Origin of the sequence: Defluviimonas sp. SAOS-178_SWC (assembly GCF_039830135.1) — a bacterium.
Classification (GTDB): Bacteria; Pseudomonadota; Alphaproteobacteria; order Rhodobacterales; family Rhodobacteraceae; genus Albidovulum.
This window is the reverse complement of sequence record NZ_CP156081.1, coordinates 364287-380189: the sequence shown is the minus strand read 5'-3', so window position 1 is coordinate 380189 and position 15903 is coordinate 364287. Positions and strand designations below refer to the sequence as shown.

General features: G+C 66.2%; 16 protein-coding genes. 9 read left to right on the top strand and 7 right to left on the bottom strand.

Going from position 1 to position 15903, the window contains the following annotated elements; genetic code table 11:
• The first annotated feature begins 49 nt into the window (after positions 1-49).
• The 3 genes from V5734_RS02690 (at position 50) to V5734_RS02680 (ending at position 3807) form a co-directional block, all read left to right on the top strand.
• Complete coding sequence (locus V5734_RS02690; protein ID WP_347311992.1) at positions 50-1540, top strand: DUF2125 domain-containing protein; 1491 nt, start codon at positions 50-52, stop codon at positions 1538-1540.
• A gap of 151 nt (positions 1541-1691) precedes the next feature.
• Entirely contained in the window at positions 1692-3038 is a 1347-nt protein-coding gene (locus V5734_RS02685) for a TldD/PmbA family protein (RefSeq protein ID WP_347311991.1), read from the top strand.
• Positions 3025-3807, top strand: coding sequence for a 3'(2'),5'-bisphosphate nucleotidase CysQ (locus V5734_RS02680; RefSeq protein ID WP_347311990.1), 783 nt, complete (start codon positions 3025-3027; stop codon positions 3805-3807). Before V5734_RS02685 ends, V5734_RS02680 begins: the two co-directional genes overlap by 14 nt.
• 19 nt (positions 3808-3826) lie before the next feature.
• On the opposite strand, the gene V5734_RS02675 is transcribed toward V5734_RS02680, so the two are convergent.
• Entirely contained in the window at positions 3827-5554 is a 1728-nt protein-coding gene (locus V5734_RS02675) for a glycosyltransferase family 39 protein (RefSeq protein WP_347311989.1), read from the bottom strand.
• 167 nt (positions 5555-5721) lie between these two features.
• On the opposite strand from V5734_RS02675, the gene V5734_RS02670 reads away from it, so the two are divergent.
• Genes V5734_RS02670 through lpxK form a run of 3 tightly spaced genes read left to right on the top strand, consistent with a single transcriptional unit; the run spans position 5722 to position 8207 of the window.
• Positions 5722-5967: a DUF4170 domain-containing protein gene (locus V5734_RS02670; RefSeq protein ID WP_347311988.1), complete on the top strand. Its 246-nt coding sequence runs from the start codon at positions 5722-5724 to the stop codon at positions 5965-5967.
• Positions 5968-5979: 12 nt separating this feature from the next.
• Complete coding sequence (locus V5734_RS02665) at positions 5980-7209, top strand: 3-deoxy-D-manno-octulosonic acid transferase (RefSeq protein ID WP_347311987.1); 1230 nt, start codon at positions 5980-5982, stop codon at positions 7207-7209.
• The gene (gene lpxK, locus V5734_RS02660) at positions 7209-8207 is read left to right on the top strand and encodes a tetraacyldisaccharide 4'-kinase (protein WP_347311986.1); all 999 of its coding nucleotides are present in this window, start codon (positions 7209-7211) and stop codon (positions 8205-8207) included. The genes V5734_RS02665 and lpxK overlap by 1 nt, the downstream gene beginning before the upstream one ends.
• Positions 8208-8213: 6 nt before the next feature.
• Here lpxK and V5734_RS02655 read toward each other — a convergent pair whose 3' ends face one another.
• Genes V5734_RS02655 through V5734_RS02645 form a run of 3 tightly spaced genes read right to left on the bottom strand, consistent with a single transcriptional unit; the run spans position 8214 to position 10537 of the window.
• The gene (locus V5734_RS02655; RefSeq protein ID WP_347313561.1) at positions 8214-9332 is read right to left on the bottom strand and encodes a CaiB/BaiF CoA transferase family protein; all 1119 of its coding nucleotides are present in this window, start codon (positions 9330-9332) and stop codon (positions 8214-8216) included.
• Between the two features lies 1 nt (position 9333).
• Entirely contained in the window at positions 9334-10005 is a 672-nt protein-coding gene (locus V5734_RS02650; protein ID WP_347311985.1) for a DsbA family protein, read from the bottom strand.
• A 4-nt stretch (positions 10006-10009) separates the two neighbouring features.
• Complete coding sequence (locus tag V5734_RS02645) at positions 10010-10537, bottom strand: DUF721 domain-containing protein (protein WP_347311984.1); 528 nt, start codon at positions 10535-10537, stop codon at positions 10010-10012.
• Positions 10538-10621: 84 nt separating this feature from the next.
• Here V5734_RS02645 and mutY point away from each other — a divergent pair, with 84 nt between their 5' ends.
• Complete coding sequence (gene mutY, locus V5734_RS02640; protein WP_347311983.1) at positions 10622-11683, top strand: A/G-specific adenine glycosylase; 1062 nt, start codon at positions 10622-10624, stop codon at positions 11681-11683.
• Between the two features lie 55 nt (positions 11684-11738).
• The gene (locus tag V5734_RS02635) at positions 11739-12881 is read left to right on the top strand and encodes an alkane 1-monooxygenase (protein WP_347311982.1); all 1143 of its coding nucleotides are present in this window, start codon (positions 11739-11741) and stop codon (positions 12879-12881) included.
• A gap of 115 nt (positions 12882-12996) precedes the next feature.
• On the opposite strand, the gene V5734_RS02630 is transcribed toward V5734_RS02635, so the two are convergent.
• The 3 genes from V5734_RS02630 to V5734_RS02620 form a co-directional block, all read right to left on the bottom strand.
• Entirely contained in the window at positions 12997-14112 is a 1116-nt protein-coding gene (locus tag V5734_RS02630) for a site-specific DNA-methyltransferase (protein ID WP_347311981.1), read from the bottom strand.
• Positions 14113-14196: 84 nt separating this feature from the next.
• Entirely contained in the window at positions 14197-14832 is a 636-nt protein-coding gene (locus V5734_RS02625; RefSeq protein ID WP_347311980.1) for a ribonuclease HII, read from the bottom strand.
• Between the two features lie 158 nt (positions 14833-14990).
• Positions 14991-15467: a hypothetical protein gene (locus V5734_RS02620; RefSeq protein WP_347311979.1), complete on the bottom strand. Its 477-nt coding sequence runs from the start codon at positions 15465-15467 to the stop codon at positions 14991-14993.
• 173 nt (positions 15468-15640) lie between these two features.
• Here V5734_RS02620 and V5734_RS02615 point away from each other — a divergent pair, with 173 nt between their 5' ends.
• On the top strand, positions 15641-15886 hold the full coding sequence (locus tag V5734_RS02615) for a hypothetical protein (protein ID WP_347311978.1): 246 nt from the start codon (positions 15641-15643) through the stop codon (positions 15884-15886).
• Positions 15887-15903: the final 17 nt, after the last annotated feature.

Below are 15903 nucleotides of genomic sequence, written 5' to 3'. Positions count from 1 at the left end.
CGGTCAGCGGATGCTGCGGCACGCATTTGGAAACAAGGCAGGCTTGATTATGAAACAATGGACAGGTCTTGGCGCTGGCGCGCTTTCCGCCTTCCTGCTCGGCTCCACGGCGCTTTACGCCGATGTGACCGCCGAAGAGGTGTGGCAGGGCATGGCCGACTACTATGCCGACCTCGGCCAGTCGGTAACCGCCGGCTCGAAAGGCATGGATGGCGACACGCTGGTGATCACCGACGCGGTCTTCGCGACACAGACACCGGAAGGCAGCTTCTCGGCGACCATCGGGGAAATCCGCTTGAAGGAGCTCGGAGACGGCAGGGTTGAAGTGACCATGTCGAACGATATCCCCGTGGCGCTCCTGACCAAGCCGGAAACCGGCGAGACCGTCGACATGGGCGTGAAGATCACCCAGAGCGGGCTTTCGATGATCGTCTCGGGCAGCGCCGGGGATACGACCTACGATTTCACCGCGCCGGAAATGTCGGTCGTCATCGACGGGATGAAGGTCGACGGCGCCGATGTGCCGCTGACCCTCAACGCGACGCTGACGGGCAATTCCGGCAGCTACCGGATGGCCAGCGAAGGCGGCCGGGCGATCACCTCGGACATGAAGGTCGACAAGGTTGATTTCAACATCGCGGCCCAAGACCCCGAAGGGCAGGGCAACTTCTCGGCTTCAGGTTCGCTCACCGGGCTTTCCGGCACCTCGTCGGCGTCCTTCCCGGACGGGATCGACATGGCCGACATGAATGCGGCGCTGCAAGCCGGCCTCTCGATGGACGGCACGTTCGGGTATAGCGGCGGCGGTTACGTGATGGACTTCGCGGACGGCACGGAAACGGTGAACGCCCAGTCGACGGGCGGCGGCGGCACGCTGCATTTCGAGATGTCGAAGGACGGGCTTGCCTATGGTGGCGAGGGGCACGACACGAAAGTCTCGATGCAGATGTCGGCCTTTCCCCTGCCGATCGACGTGACGCTGGCACAAACGGCTTTCGACCTCACGCTGCCAGTCTCGAAAGATGACGCGGCACAGCCCTTCGGGCTTCTGGTCAAGCTGGTCGACCTCGAGGTTTCCGATGGCCTCTGGTCGATGTTCGACCCGACCAGCCAGCTCCCGCGCGACCCGGCGACGCTGATCCTCGACGTGAAGGGCGCCGCGAAGATGCTGGTGAACATCTTCGATCCGAAGGATGCCGAAACCATCGCCGCCGCCCCGCCGGGCGAGGTCGAGTCGCTGAATATCGACGAGGTCAAGGTGTCTGCCGTCGGCGCCGAACTGACCGGCACCGGCGCGATGACCTTTGACAACTCGGCCGGAATGCCGATGCCGATCGGGGCCGTCGATCTGCAACTCGTCGGCGGCAACGGCCTCATTGACAAGCTCGTCGCGATGGGTTTCGTGCCTGAGGATCAGGCGATGGGCGCGCGGATGATGATGGGCCTTTTCGCGGTGCCTACGGGCGAGGATACACTGACCTCCAAGATCGAGTTCAAGGAAGGCGGCAGCATCTTCGCCAACGGCCAGCAGATCCAGTAGGCCGCGCCGACAGCCACTTCAGGACGAGGCGGGGAAATCTCCGCCTCGTGTGTGTTGCGTGTTCGACGGGCAGCGCACACGTGCCGCCCTTGCGCCCTGCCCGTTGCCGGACTACGTGCTAGTCGACCGCAATCGCATCAGGACCGACCGCATGACCGACCGTCTCGCCCCGCTGACCGAGGCGCTTCTTGCCGCCGCGACGAAGGCCGGCGCCGGCGCGGCCGACGCGATCGCGGTGGATGGCACCTCGGTGTCCGTCGATGTCCGCGCGGGGGCGCTGGAACAGGCCGAGCGATCCGAGGGGATCGAGATCGGTCTTCGTGTTCTTGTCGGAAAGCGGCAGGCATGCGTTTCAGCCTCCGACACCTCGGACCGTACCATCGCCGAGATGGCCAAACGGGCCGTCGCGATGGCGCGCGAGGCGCCCGAAGATCCGACCCTTGGCCTCGCGGACAAATCCGAATTGGCCAGCGCCTGGGATCTCGCCGCTCTCGATCTTGCCGACAACGCGGCCGAACCTGGCCCCGCGGACCTCGAGGATGACGCCCGCCGGGCCGAGGCGGCGGCGCTTGGCATCGCGGGTGTCAGCCAGTGCCAGTCGGCCTCGGCCAGCTATTCGAACCGTCGCATCTTCATGGCCGCGTCGAACGGGTTTGCAGGTGGGTACGGTCGCACCTCCCGCTCCATCTCAGCCGTGGCGATTTCCGGCGAGGGCCTGAAGATGGAGCGCGACTGGGCTGCGGAAAGCCGCACCTATCAGTCCGACCTCCCCTCCGCAGAGGAAATCGGCCGCCTCGCCGGCACCCGCGCCACCGAGCGCGCCGGCGCGCGGAAGCCGAAAACCGGCGCCTACCCGGTTCTCTTCGATGAGCGTATCGCAAGCGGCCTCATCGGCCACCTCCTTGCGGCGATCAACGGCAGCGCCATCGTGCGCGGCTCCTCCTGGCTTCGCGACGCGATGGGCGAACAGGTGCTGCCGACGGGCCTCTCGATCTACGAGAACCCGCACCGCCCGCGCATCTCCGGTTCCCGCCCATTCGACGCCGAGGGGCTGGCGACCGAAGCGCGCGACGTGGTCCGGGACGGTATTCTCAAGGGCTGGACGCTTGACCTCGGCACCGCGCGAAAGCTTGGGCTGAAGTCTACCGCCTCGGCGACGCGCGGCACGTCCTCTCCGCCCTCGCCGAGCATTTCCAACATCGCGCTGACGCAAGGCGACCACAGCCGCGAACAGCTTCTGGAAGAGATGGGGACCGGCCTTCTCGTTACCTCAATGATTGGCTCTTCGATCAACGCGACCACGGGCGACTATTCGCGCGGCGCTTCCGGCTTCTGGATCGAAAACGGCCAGATCTCCTATCCCGTCAACGAATGCACGATCGCCGGCAACCTCCGCGACATGCTTTTGCGGATTACGCCCGCAAATGACGCCCGCGCGCATCTGAGTCACGTCGTGCCCTCGCTTCTCGTCGAAGGTCTCACCCTTGCCGGCGAATGACCTCGCACTTCTGACCGATGCCGCGAAAGCGGCGGGCGAGATCGCGCGGCGGTTCTGGCGCCAGCGCCCGGAAATCTGGGACAAGCCCGGCGGTGCCGGCCCGGTGACCGAAGCGGACCTCGCCGTCAATGCGATGCTGCATGCGGAACTCGGGGCGGCGCGGCCCGACTACGGCTGGCTGTCGGAGGAAACCCCCGACGATCCCGCCCGCCTCGGCCACCAGCGAAGCTTCATCGTCGATCCCATCGACGGCACCCGGGCCTTCATCGACGGCGACACGAGCTTTGCCCATTCGCTCGCCGTCGCCGAGGCGGGAGAGATCACGGCCGCCGTCGTCTACCTGCCGATGAAAAACGCGCTATATGCCGCGACTAGGGATGGGGTGGCGACGCTCAACGACAGGCCGATCCGCGCATCGGCCCGCACAAAGTCTCGCGGTGCCACGCTCCTGACCTCGAAGCCAAGCCTTGCGCCCGAACATTGGAAGCCCGGCGGGCCACCGCCCTTCCGCCGCGAATTCCGCGCCTCCCTGGCCTGGCGGCTCTGCCTTGTCGCGGAGGGCCGGTTCGACGCGATGCTGACCCTGCGTCCGACCTGGGAATGGGACATCGCCGCCGGCGACCTGATCGCCCGCCAGGCTGGGGCACGTGTCACCGACAGGGCGGGCCGGGCCATCGGCTACAATGCGCCCGAACCGCTCGCCGCCGGCGTCATCGCCGCGCCCGAGCCGCTCTGGCGCGACCTGCGCGGCGCCCTTGCCGACGTTTGACAGGCTGCCGATTTCAAGCTCACTCCTTCGCCGGTGGAACGAACAGTTCGGCCGAGGCGCGCAGCGACGTCACTTCCGCAACCCTCTCGTAGCCGGAAAGAGCCTTCCTCCTCTCGTCGTCGATCACCGGGTGGAATGGCGAGGGCCAAGTCACCAGCCAGACCCGCGCCGAGGGGTCTTGCAGAAGCGCCGCGGCAAAGTCGGTCGTGACGTAACGCGCGTCCGGAAGGTAATAGAAGAGCGGCGCCTCCTCCCACCTCTTGTCGAGGACGAAGACGAGATCGTCCGCCCGCATGTCACCCTGCATCGCCGCGACCAATGTCTTGTAATCGCGCGGACTGCCAGGCTTTTTGAAGGAATAGGGAACGCTCGCCGCGAACAGGATTAGTAGAAGCGCCACCGCCGCCCGGCGCGGCCACAGGCTGCCTATTCCGGCCGCGGCCCCGGCAACAAGGATGACCAGGAACGGCACGAAGACCAGAAAGGCGCGTGTCGCGAGGATCGCCACCTTGGCGGAAAGAATGAAGAGGATCACGGGCGCCGCGACGCCAAGCAACCAGATCAGGAGGCGCGGCCCGGCAACCCGACTCCGCCACGCCTCGACCTTTGGCCAGCGGCCCAATCCGGCCTGAACGGCGCCGGCCAACGCGGGAAGCGTCAGGGCAAGAACCGGCCCCGCGCTCAGGACCAGAAGCGCTGCGTTTCGGCGATGCGCGATCAGCGCCAGCCACACCATGAGGGCCGTCATGCCGACGGCAATGACGATAGGTAGCCAGCGGGGAAGGTCGTTCCCGACGGGCGCAGGTCGCGGACATTCCGCCGGAACCCGCATCGCCCAGACGAGAAATCCGACTGCAATCACCAATAGCGCAGCCGCAGCCGCGACAGGGATCACCGGTGTCGGGATGGCCGCGAAATCATGTCCGAAGAGAAACCCGAACGACGCATACTCGGCCAGGAAGGGTAATCCCTGTTCTTCGACCGCACCTGGCCGCATCCGATAGGCCGAATGCAGGAGTTCCGGCGCGGAGAGCATGACGGCCACCGCCTGCAACTGTATCGCAGGATGCGCGCCTGCGAACCGGCAGCGGAAGATGTCGGACGCGCGGAAAGATGCCGCCTGAGGCAACACCAGTACCGCCCAGACGATCTGCATGCCGATGACCGGCCACATGAACTCGATCGTCTGTGCCCCGGCGACCAGGCTGGCCACATAGCCGGCACCGATCCAGCCTCGCCTCCGCAGGCCATAGACGAATGCGAGAAGCAGGGCGGAGGAGACAAGCCCCCAGAGCGCTCCGGCGACATACATCCGCGCCACCTGGCTCCAGAAAAGGTGAAAACCGTGGAGCGCAAGCAGCACCGCAGCCAACGCCCCCGCACCGGGTCCATAAGCCCGCCGCCCGACGATGAAGGCGACCCAGACCGTCGCCGCGCCAAGTACCGCACTGGGAAAGCGAAGCGCCCATTCCGATACGCCGGCGATCCGGGTCCAGCCGAACATCGCGACATACCAGCCCATCGGATGTGGCTCGTCATGAAAATGCATCCACACCACGTCGCCGAAGGTCAGTCGCGCCGGCGGCACCGAGATATCGGGAGGAAGGGGAATACCCGGGACATAGACTTCGGGATGACTGATCGACCTGAGGTCGAGGCCGTAGAGACGCAGCAAAAGACTGGCGGCGACCGCGATGAGCGCGACCCAAAGGGGCCACGACCCTACAACCGAATTTTCTTTCGACATAGCGCGCCTTTCACCGGTCTTCCCGGAGATAAAGACATGGGGTCAATGCCCGCGGATTGATCCACGTCAATCGAGCGGCCCTTCGAAAGCGGGCGACGCTGCCTTGAGGCGCCCTGCCCCATCGCATAGGGTAGGCGCGAGCCGTCGGAGACATCTCGGAGAGCCCCATGACCCAGCGCCTGCACCTCGTTTTTGGCGGAGAACTGACAGACCCGACAAAGAGCGTTTTCAAGGATCCGACGAACATCCATGTCGTCGGCATCTTTCCGGACTACCAATCCGCCTACGACGCATGGAAATCCGAAGCGCAGCGGACGGTCGACGACGCCCATACCCGTTATTTCATCGCCCATATCCACCGGCTCAGGGACGAAGAGACCGAAGCCGGGCCGACCGAGGAACTCGGGTCCTGAGCTGTCGCGGCGATGGGACGGTCGCTCGGTCTTGCACTCTATCTCATGGCTGCCGCGCGGGGCGGGTCAGAGCCTGTTCCCGCACGTGCGGACCGGAGCGAGGGCGTTCTGGTATGGCTGCATCTCGGCGAAGGTGCCGTGCTGCGGAGCCTGGCACAACTCGCCCGCCAGCTTGGGCGGGAACGTCCCGACCTCCGGTTCCTGATTACCGCGGAAGGGTCGGAAGCGCCGAACACTGCGGGTTTCCCCGCCGGCACGTTGGCGGATGTGCTGCCGCCTGACCGGTTGCCGGCACTGCGAGACTTCCTCGATCACTGGCGCCCCGATCTTGCCCTCCTCGCCGGGGCGAGCCTGCCGCCCGCGCTGATCGCCGAAACGCATGATCGGCAGATCCCGCTCATCCTCGCCGACATTCGGATGACGCCGGGCGCCGCCGCGCACTGGCGCTGGCGGCGCGGCATGGCCGGATCGCTTCTCGCGCGGTTCGACCGCATCCTCGCCCAGGATCCTGAAACCGCGACCCGGCTAAGGGACATCGGGGGCCGGCTGTTGCAGGTCGACGTCGCGGGCAGGATCGAGGAGACTACCGAGCCGCTGCCGGGGAACGAGGCCGAGCGCGCCGCGCTTGCGGAACTCTTGCAGACAAGGCCGGTCTGGCTCGCCGTCGCATGTCCGGCGGCCGAGGAGGAGGCGGTGCTCGCCGCCCAGGCCCACGCGATGCAGCTGGCCCACCGGATGCTCCTGATCCTCGTTCCGACCGATCCCGCGCGCGCGTCCGACCTTGCGGACCGGATCACCCGGGATGGCTGGACGGTCGCCCTGCGCTCCCGCGACGAGGAGCCGGAGCCGGAGGTTCAGGTCTTCCTCGCTGACGGGGAAAGCGAGCTGGGCCTCTGGTACCGGCTTTCGCCCGTCACGTTCATGGGCGGCACGTTGGCGCCCGGCGGCGGCGGGCGCAGCCCGTTCGAACCGGCCGCGCTCGGATCGGCCATCCTGCACGGACCGCATCCCGGCCCCTATCCCGACGCCTATGCACGGCTGACCGAGGCCCGAGCGGCGCGGCTCGTCCCGACTCCGGCCGCGCTCGCCGACGCGGTTGCCGACCTTATCGCGCCCGACAAGGCGGCGACCCTCGCCCACAACGCCTGGGCGGCTTCGTCCGGCGGCGCCGAGGTCACGGAGCGGGTGGCAGAGGTCGTGCTCTCGACCCTCCGCGCCCGGTCCGGACAGGCGGCCGCCTGATGGCTCTTCGTCCGCCGCGCTTCTGGTACACCGCTCCCGACCGGCCGGATTGGCGGGCCCGTCTGCTTGCCCCGCTGGGCCGGCTCTACGCACATGCCACGGCCCGTCGGGTGGCGTCCGGCCCGGGATATCGCGCCGGCGTTCCGGTCATCTGCGTCGGCAACCTGAATGCCGGCGGCACCGGCAAGACCCCGACGGTCATCGCCCTTGCCCAACGGCTCGCCGCACGCGGGGTCACTGCGCATGTCGTCAGCCGCGGCCATGGCGGAACCCTTCCGGGCCCGACGCGCGTCGACGAACGCCGGCACGAGGCGGGCGATGTCGGGGATGAACCGCTTCTGCTCGCCGGTTTCACGCCCACCTGGATCGCCCGCGACCGTGCGGCAGGGGCCCGGGCGGCCGTTGCGGCCGGGGCGACGGTGATCCTGCTCGACGACGGTTTCCAGAACCCGGCCCTGGCGAAGGATCTTTCCATCGTGGTCGTCGATGCGGCGCGCGGTTTTGGCAACGGGCGCTGCCTGCCGGCAGGCCCCTTGCGCGAGCCGGTCGAAACCGGCCTCGCGCGCGCGGATTTCCTTCTGACCATAGGCTCGACATCGGCGCAGGAGGAGTTCACCCGGTCCTCGCCGTCCGGGCTTGCGGTGCCGCGTCTTCGGGGCGCTCTCGTCCCGCTGCCGACTGGCATGGACTGGCCGGGTCTCAAGGTTCTTGCCTTCGCCGGCATCGGCCATCCGGAAAAGTTCTTCGCGACGCTTCGCGACCTCGGGGCCGATGTCTTGCGCACGGTGGCATTGGACGACCATCAACCCCTGTCGCCCGCGCTCTTGCGGCGGCTCGAAACCGAGGCCGAGAGCATAGGCGCGCAACTCGTCACGACCGAGAAAGACGCGGTACGCCTGCCGCAGGACTTCCGGCCGAAGGTGTTGAGCGTCCCGGTTCGGCTGGAGCTTGACGACTGGGAACCGCTCGACGCGGCGCTTTCCGAACTCGGCTTGTAAACCGCCCTATCCGGCGTTGTCCCCGCCGAGCTTCGGCGACGGCCGGGTCAAGGCGAGGTCGGCGCCCGAGAACGTGAAAGGCGACCGCACGCCCGGCACGCCGTCCAGTTCCACACGCATCCCGCGTGCGACGATCTGCGGATCGGCGAAGACCTCGCCCATGTCGTTGATCGGCCCGGCGGGCACACCCTCGGCCTCGCAGGCGGCGAGAAGGTCGGACTTGCTCCATGTCCGCGTCTTCGACGTGATCGTCTCGGCCAGCGCGGCCCGGTTGGCGATCCGGTCGGCATTGGTCAGATAGTCCGGCGCCTCGGCCAGTGCCTCCAATCCCAGCACCATGCAAAGGCGGCGATATTGCCCGTCGTTCCCCGTCGCGATGATGATCCAGCCGTCGGCGCAATCGAAGACCGAATAGGGCACGATATTCGGATGCGCATTCCCCATCCGCATCGGGGCGATGCCGGAGGCGAGGTAGTTCATCGCCTGGTTGGCCATCACGCTTGTCGCCACGTCGAAAAGCGCCATGTCGACATGCTGCCCTTCACCCGTGACGCCCCGCTGATGCACCGCAGCAAGGATCGCGGTCGTCGCATAGACGCCGGTGAAGATGTCCGTGACCGCGACACCCACCTTCTGCGGCTGGCCGTTCGGTTCGCCCGTCACGCTCATCAGGCCCGACATGCCTTGAATGATGTAATCGTATCCTGCCCGGTGGGCGTAAGGCCCGGTCTGGCCGAAGCCGGTGATCGAGCAGTAGATCAGCCGCGGGTTCACCTTGCGCAGGCTCTGGTAATCAAGCCCGTATTTCGCCAACCCGCCGACCTTGAAGTTTTCAATGAGGATGTCTGCATCCTTCACGAGGTCGCGGACGAAGGCCTGCCCTTCTTCGGTCCGGAAATCGGCCGTCACCGACTTCTTGCCGCGATTGCAGGAATGGAAATAGGCAGCGGACCTGTCGCCCTCCCGTTCGATGAAGGGCGGCCCCCAGCGCCGGGTGTCGTCGCCTTCGGGCGCCTCGACCTTGATCACTTCTGCCCCGAGATCGGCAAGCGTCTGGCCAGCCCAGGGGCCAGCCAGAATGCGCGCCAGTTCGACGACCTTCAACCCGGCTAGTGGTGTCATCAGCTCAGTTCGCCAGCTTCTCGTCGAGGATCTTGGCGAAATCCTCGTAGGACATGTTGGAGTACTTCTGCCCGTCGATCACGAAGGACGGGGTCGAGTTGATCTCGTCCTTCGTGGCGTTGGCCTGATAGGTCGCGACCATCGCCTTGGCCATGTCGTTGTCCTTCATGCAGGCATCGACCTTGTCCGCATCCAGCCCGGCCTTGAGCCCGATCTTGCGCAGGTTGTCGGCGATCCCGGCTGCCTCGCCAGGGGCGAGCCAGTCCTTCTGCGTGTCGTAGAGCATGTCGGAAATGCCGAAATACTTCTCGGGCCCGCCGCAGCGCGCCACCATCCCGGCCCAGAGCCCGAACTTGTCGAAATAGACCTCGCGGTAGACGAAGCGGACCTTGCCGGTGTCGATGTAGTTCTTCTTCAGATCGTCAAGCACCGTATCGTGGAAATGCGCGCAATGCGGGCAGGTGAAGGAGGCATATTCGATCACCTCGACCGGAGCCTCGGCCTGGCCCATCACCATGTCGGGAACCAGCGCCGCCTCCGACGATGCGGTGGCTTCCTGCGCCTCTGCCGCGACCGACAGGGCCGGCGGCAGGGCTGGCCCGCTGCGGCTCATCCAGAACGCGCCGCCGGCGGCAACCAGCGCGACCGCGCCGGCAATGAAAAACGTCTTCGACATGAGGTCAGCCTTTCTTCGGTCCGGGGCGAGATAAGACCTTTTCGCCCAAAGCTTCAAGCGCCCGCCTCAGCGCCTCGTCCTGCACCTCGCCGGACAACGTTTCGGCCTGGCGACGGATTACGGGATCGGGCGCGGGCGGAGCGGCGCGCGGGGCCGGCGCAAAGGCCACCTGCCCTTCGGCAAAGCCCACCGGCGCCGTCTGGGTGATCACCACCCGCGATATGGCGTTATAGCCGTAGCAGGCATTCACCTTGTCGCGGATCTTCGGCAACTGCATCTGAAGGACGGGCGCCGCTGCGCCGGTGGTCAGAAGCGTCAGCGTCGCCCCGAAGCCTTCGCGGCCATACCCGACCTTCACAGGGCGGGCCATCGCGGCGATGTCGTCACCCACAACCTCGGCCCAATGGGTCAGAAGCCGCGCCACCGCGAAGCCGCGCGATTCGCCGGCTTCGCGAATGCGGTCTTTCAGAAGACCCGCCGCGGGCTCGAATCCACGCCTGCGGCGTTTCGGTTCAGATGGCGTGACGCTCATCCCTGTCCTTTCCCGTCTCACCCTCTATCTTATGCGGGCAGAGGGAGCTTGCCCACCGGATTGCGGATGACGGAGACATAAAGATTGCGTGACGATGAAATCGGCCCGGCCCTTCTCGACTGGTACGATCGGTACGCCCGGGTCCTGCCGTGGCGCGTAGGGCCGGATGAGCGGCGTGCCGGTGTTAGACCCGACCCCTATCGGGTCTGGCTCTCTGAAATCATGTTGCAACAGACCACGGTCGCCGCCGTCCGCGACTATTTCCGCCGCTTCACGGAGCGCTGGCCGGATGTCCGCGCGCTGGCGGCGGCCGAAGACGGCGAAGTGATGGCCGAATGGGCGGGGCTCGGCTATTACGCCCGCGCCCGCAACCTTCTGAAATGCGCCCGGGCGGTCGTGGCAGACCACGGCGGGCGCTTTCCGGACGGTCGCGAGGGGCTTTTGGCGCTGCCCGGTGTCGGCCCCTACACCGCCGCCGCGATCGCGGCGATCGCCCATGGCGAACCGGCGACGGTCGTCGACGGCAACGTCGAACGCGTCGTCGCCCGGCTTTTCGCGGTCGAGACGGAACTCCCCGCCGCCAAGCCCGAACTGACGGCTCTTGCCGCCCGGCTGACGCCGGCCGGACGACCGGGCGACCACGCTCAGGCGATGATGGATCTCGGCGCCACGATCTGCACCCCGAGAAATCCGGCCTGCGGCCTCTGCCCGCTGCGCCCCACCTGCAAGGCCGTGAGGCAAGGTATCGCCGTGGACCTGCCTCGCAAGGCCCCGAAAAAGGTCAAACCCGTCCGGCACGGCATCGCCTATGTCGGCCGGCGGGCAGATGGCGCCGTCCTCCTAGAACGCCGGCCCGAGCGGGGGCTTCTCGGCGGCATGCTGGGCTGGCCCGGCACCGCATGGGCCGTGGAACCGCCAGCCCACACGCCGCCGGCCGACGCGGACTGGCAAAGCGTGCCCGGCGATGTGCGCCACACATTCACGCATTTCCATCTTATTCTCTCGGTCATGACGGCGGAACTGCCCGCCACCCCGTTGCCCGGATCCGGCATCTTCCTTCCGCGCGGGGATTTCCGCCCGTCTGACCTGCCGACGCTCATGCGCAAGGTCTATGACGTGGCGGCGGCGACGTTCCCCGACGATTGAGCCCGCGCGGCGGCGGGGCTAGACTTCGGCGGCAATCGACGTTCCGGATTATGCTATGCCAGAGTCGGCCCCCTTCTCCCGCATTGGCGCGGCGCTGCCGTTCTGGCTGTCGCTGGCACTGGTCCCGCTCGCCGTTATCGGTGCGCTTCAGGGCGGATGGACGGTCTGGCTCTTGCCGATCTACGGCTGGGTGATAACGACAATCCTCGACGCCATCCTCGGTCTCAACCACGACAATCCCGATACCGGCACGCCAGAGCGCGGCCTTTTCTGGTATCGGCTGATCACCCTGATCTGGTTCCCGATCCAGGCGGTCACGCTTTACGGCCTGATCTGGTATGTGACCCATACTAATCACCTCGCCGCCTGGGAAAAGATCGTGCTCTTCTTCGGCGTCGGTGTCATTTCCGGCTCCGTCGGGATCACCTATTCGCACGAGTTGATGCACCAGAAGAACCGTGTCGAACGCTGGCTTGGTGACCTTTTGCTCGCAACCGTGCTTTACAGCCACTTCCGCACCGAGCACCTTCTTGTGCATCACCGCTATGTCGGCACCCCCCGCGATGCGGTGACGGCCCGCTACAACGAAGGCTTCCACCGGGCGTTCTTCCGTGTCCTCACCGAAGGCCCCGGCTCCGCTTGGCGGGCGGAGCGGCAGCTGCTCGCCCGCGCCGGACGCGCGCCCCGGCACGCCTCGAACCCGTTCTGGCGCTACGCGGCGCTTCAGCTCGCGGCGCTCGGGCTCGCCCTGGCGCTTGGCGGCTGGGTCGGGCTCGGGCTGTTCGTCTGGCAGGCTTTCGTCGCGATCTGGCAGCTGGAGCTTGTGAATTACGTCGAGCATTACGGGCTGACACGCCGCCACCTTGGCGGCGGGAAGTACGAGCATGTCCTGCCCCGTCATTCGTGGAACGCCGACCACAAGGTGACGAACTGGATGCTCATCAACCTCCAGCGTCATTCGGACCACCACTACAAGCCCGACAGGCGCTTCCCGCTTCTTCAGACCTACTCGGCGGACGAGGCCCCGCAACTGCCCTTCGGGTATCCCGCCATGACCGCGCTCGCCATGATCCCGCCGCTCTGGCGGCGGCGGATGAACCCCCGCGTGCGCGCGTGGCGGAAGGCATATTATCCCGACATCACCGACTGGCGCGACTACAACACCGGCAATCTGCCGATGCCGAAGGGGGCGAGTTAGCTCTGCCTGGCCCACCTCAACGCCACCGCCAATAAAAAAATCCCCGCCGGGGGTGCAATCCGGCGGGGGAAGTTCGTGCCGTGGTTAGGCCACAGGCACCGGCGGTAAACTTGGGTCAGTTCGGGCGGCCTTCATCCATTTCGGCGCGGATCTGCTGGCGCAGGATGTCGATGGAGACGAGCTTCCCGTCGCGCTTGAAATGCCAGTAGGTCCAGCCGTTGCAGGACGGCGCGCCTTCCAGATGGGCGCCGACCTGGTGAATGGAGCCCTTGACGTCATTCCCGATCAACGTGCCGTCGGCGCGGACCTTGGCCTTGAAACGGTTGCCGATCGAATAAAGCTCTTCGCCCGGCCTCAGCATGCCGCGCTCCACGACCTGCCCGAACGGCACACGCGGTTCGGCGCGCTTCGACGTCGTCGTCTCCAGCGCCGCGCGGTCAAACTTGCGGACCTTGTCGATGCGCTTCGCGGCGGCGTCACGATAGGCGGCCTCGCGCTCGATCCCGATGAATTCGCGTCCCAGCATCTTGGCGACGGCACCGGTCGTGCCCGTGCCGAAGAACGGATCGAGCACCACGTCGCCCGGATTGGTCGTGCCGACCAGCACCCGGTGCAGAAGGGCCTCTGGCTTCTGCGTCGGATGCGCCTTGTCGCCGGCCTCGTCCTTCAGCCGCTCATGCCCGGTGCAAAGCGGGATGACCCAGTCAGAACGCATCTGCACGCCGTCGTTCAGGGCCTTCAGCGCCTCGTAGTTGAACGTGTACTTGCCGCCTTCGGACTTCGACGCCCAGATCAGAGTCTCATGCGCATTGGTGAAACGCTTGCCGCGGAAATTCGGCATCGGGTTCGACTTCCGCCAGACCACGTCGTTGAGGATCCAGAACCCCTGGTTCTGCAACTCCGCCCCCATGCGGAAGACATTATGGTAGGAGCCGATGACCCAGATCGCGCCGTTCGGCTTCAAAAGCCGGTGCGCGGCCGAAAGCCAGTCGCGGGTGAACGTGTCATAGGCACCGAAGCTCGCGAACTGGTCCCAGGCGTCATCCACCGCGTCGACCTTGGAATTGTCCGGACGGTGCAGATCGCCCCTGAGCTGGAGGTTGTAGGGCGGGTCGGCGAAGATCAGATCGACGCTTTCAGCCGGTAGCGAGCGCATCACTTCGATACAGTCGCCGGACAGAATCTGGTTGAGCGGAAGCCCCGTGGCCCCCTTCGTCATGGTCTTCGTCATCGCTGCCTCATCCCCGGCATTTGTGCCGTTCTCGTTGACCCAAAGATGAGTCAGGAGCGATTCGCCGTCAAATTCTTTTTTGAATCAAGAGCTTATGGTTTTTGCTTGGCACAAGATGTTGTGGACCGGCTTGAACGAACGTCTATGATGAGGGGTCGGACCGAGATTTCGGAGCGCTTCCAGATGATCCATGGTCGGATATCCGGCGTTTCTTTCCCAGCCGTAGCCGGGATGCTGTTGCGCCAAATCCACCATGATGCGATCACGCCACACCTTGGCGACGATGGAGGCCGCCGCGATCGACAGCGACCGCGCATCGCCCTTCACAACGGCTTCGGCACCGATGCCCAGCCCGGGGGGAATGCGGTTGCCATCGACCAGAACGTGATCGGGCCGAAACGCCAGCCCCGCCACTGCGCGACACATGGCAAGATGGCTCGCGTACAGGATGTTGAGCCTGTCGATCTCTTCCACGCTCGCTTCGGCGACCGACACGTCCGCCGCCGCGAGGATCTCTGCGCAGAGCGCTTCGCGCCGACGTACTGACAGCTTCTTGGAATCATCGAGCCCCGCAGGGATGCGCTCGGGGTCGAGCCGCACGGCCGCCGCCACAACCGGGCCGCAAAGCGGACCCCGCCCGACCTCGTCGGTTCCGGCGACACGCGCCTGCCCACGGGCAAACGCCGCGCGTTCGAAACTGAAATCAGGTCCTGTGGTCATCGCGCCACCTTGCGCGAAACCGCACGGCCGGCAACCCCAAGATTGCCGTTCTTCCGGATTTCCATGTAAACAAAAAAGAGGGCGGATGCCTTTGGCACCCGCCCCAAGGCGCGGCGCGGGCGATTAGGGGAAGCCGCGCCGCCTGCTCGAACCTCGGTTCAGTGCGCCCGGGCGATCCGGAACCCGTTCTCCTGAAGACAACGCAGGCCGTAGACGGTGCGCGGGCCCCAGCCGCTGTTGATGTCGAACGCGCAATTCTGCGGCAACCGCCGGGCATACCCGACTTCCTCGATGCAGCGGCCCGAGACGACCTCTCGCTCGCCGCGCGTCCCGCGGATCGAGAAGACGCATTGCGGCGGGATCGTCACGTGGCGGCGGCGGTCATGATCGCGCCGCTTCTTGCCGTGATCGTCGTAGTCATAGCCGTAACGGTAATTGTCGTGCGCTTGCGTCACCGGCGCGGCCTTGCGCTTCTTGTTCTTGTTCGCCTCGTTGATCAGGAGCCCGACCGCGGCCGCCCCCAACAGCAACGTCAGCACTTTCTTGTCGCGGTCGGCGGCCTCGACGGGCGAGGCCATGGCGGTCGTCAGGGCAAGGGCGGCAGCGGTCACGGTGGCAATGATGCGGCTTTTCATTCTGCGTCTCCTCTTCGGATGAACGTGCGGGTACTGGCCCGCCAATCTCATGACCCGACCCTGCCGCCGCCGGTCCTCCGCAAGCAATAACCCCGCCCGGCTATGCGATAACGCCCTGCCACACCGCCTTTGTTATTGCCTAGCCGCACCGCGCGCCGCAGGGTGGCTGCACCATGAAACGCATCACCCTCCCCCTCCTGGCGCTTGTCGCCGCACTCGCCGCCGGCACCGCCGACGCGGCTTGCCGTGTCGAATACAAGGCCAAGCGCGACAACCCCTTGAAGCTCGACTTCGGCACGGTCGAGCTTCCCGACAGCGCCTGCGCCTCGAAAGAGGCCGCCGCCGCCGCCCTCAAGCCCCGCCTCGCAAAGCAGGGCTGGACGCTTCTGGCCATTGTCTCCATCCTTGGCGGCGGATAACCGCACCGGGACGACAG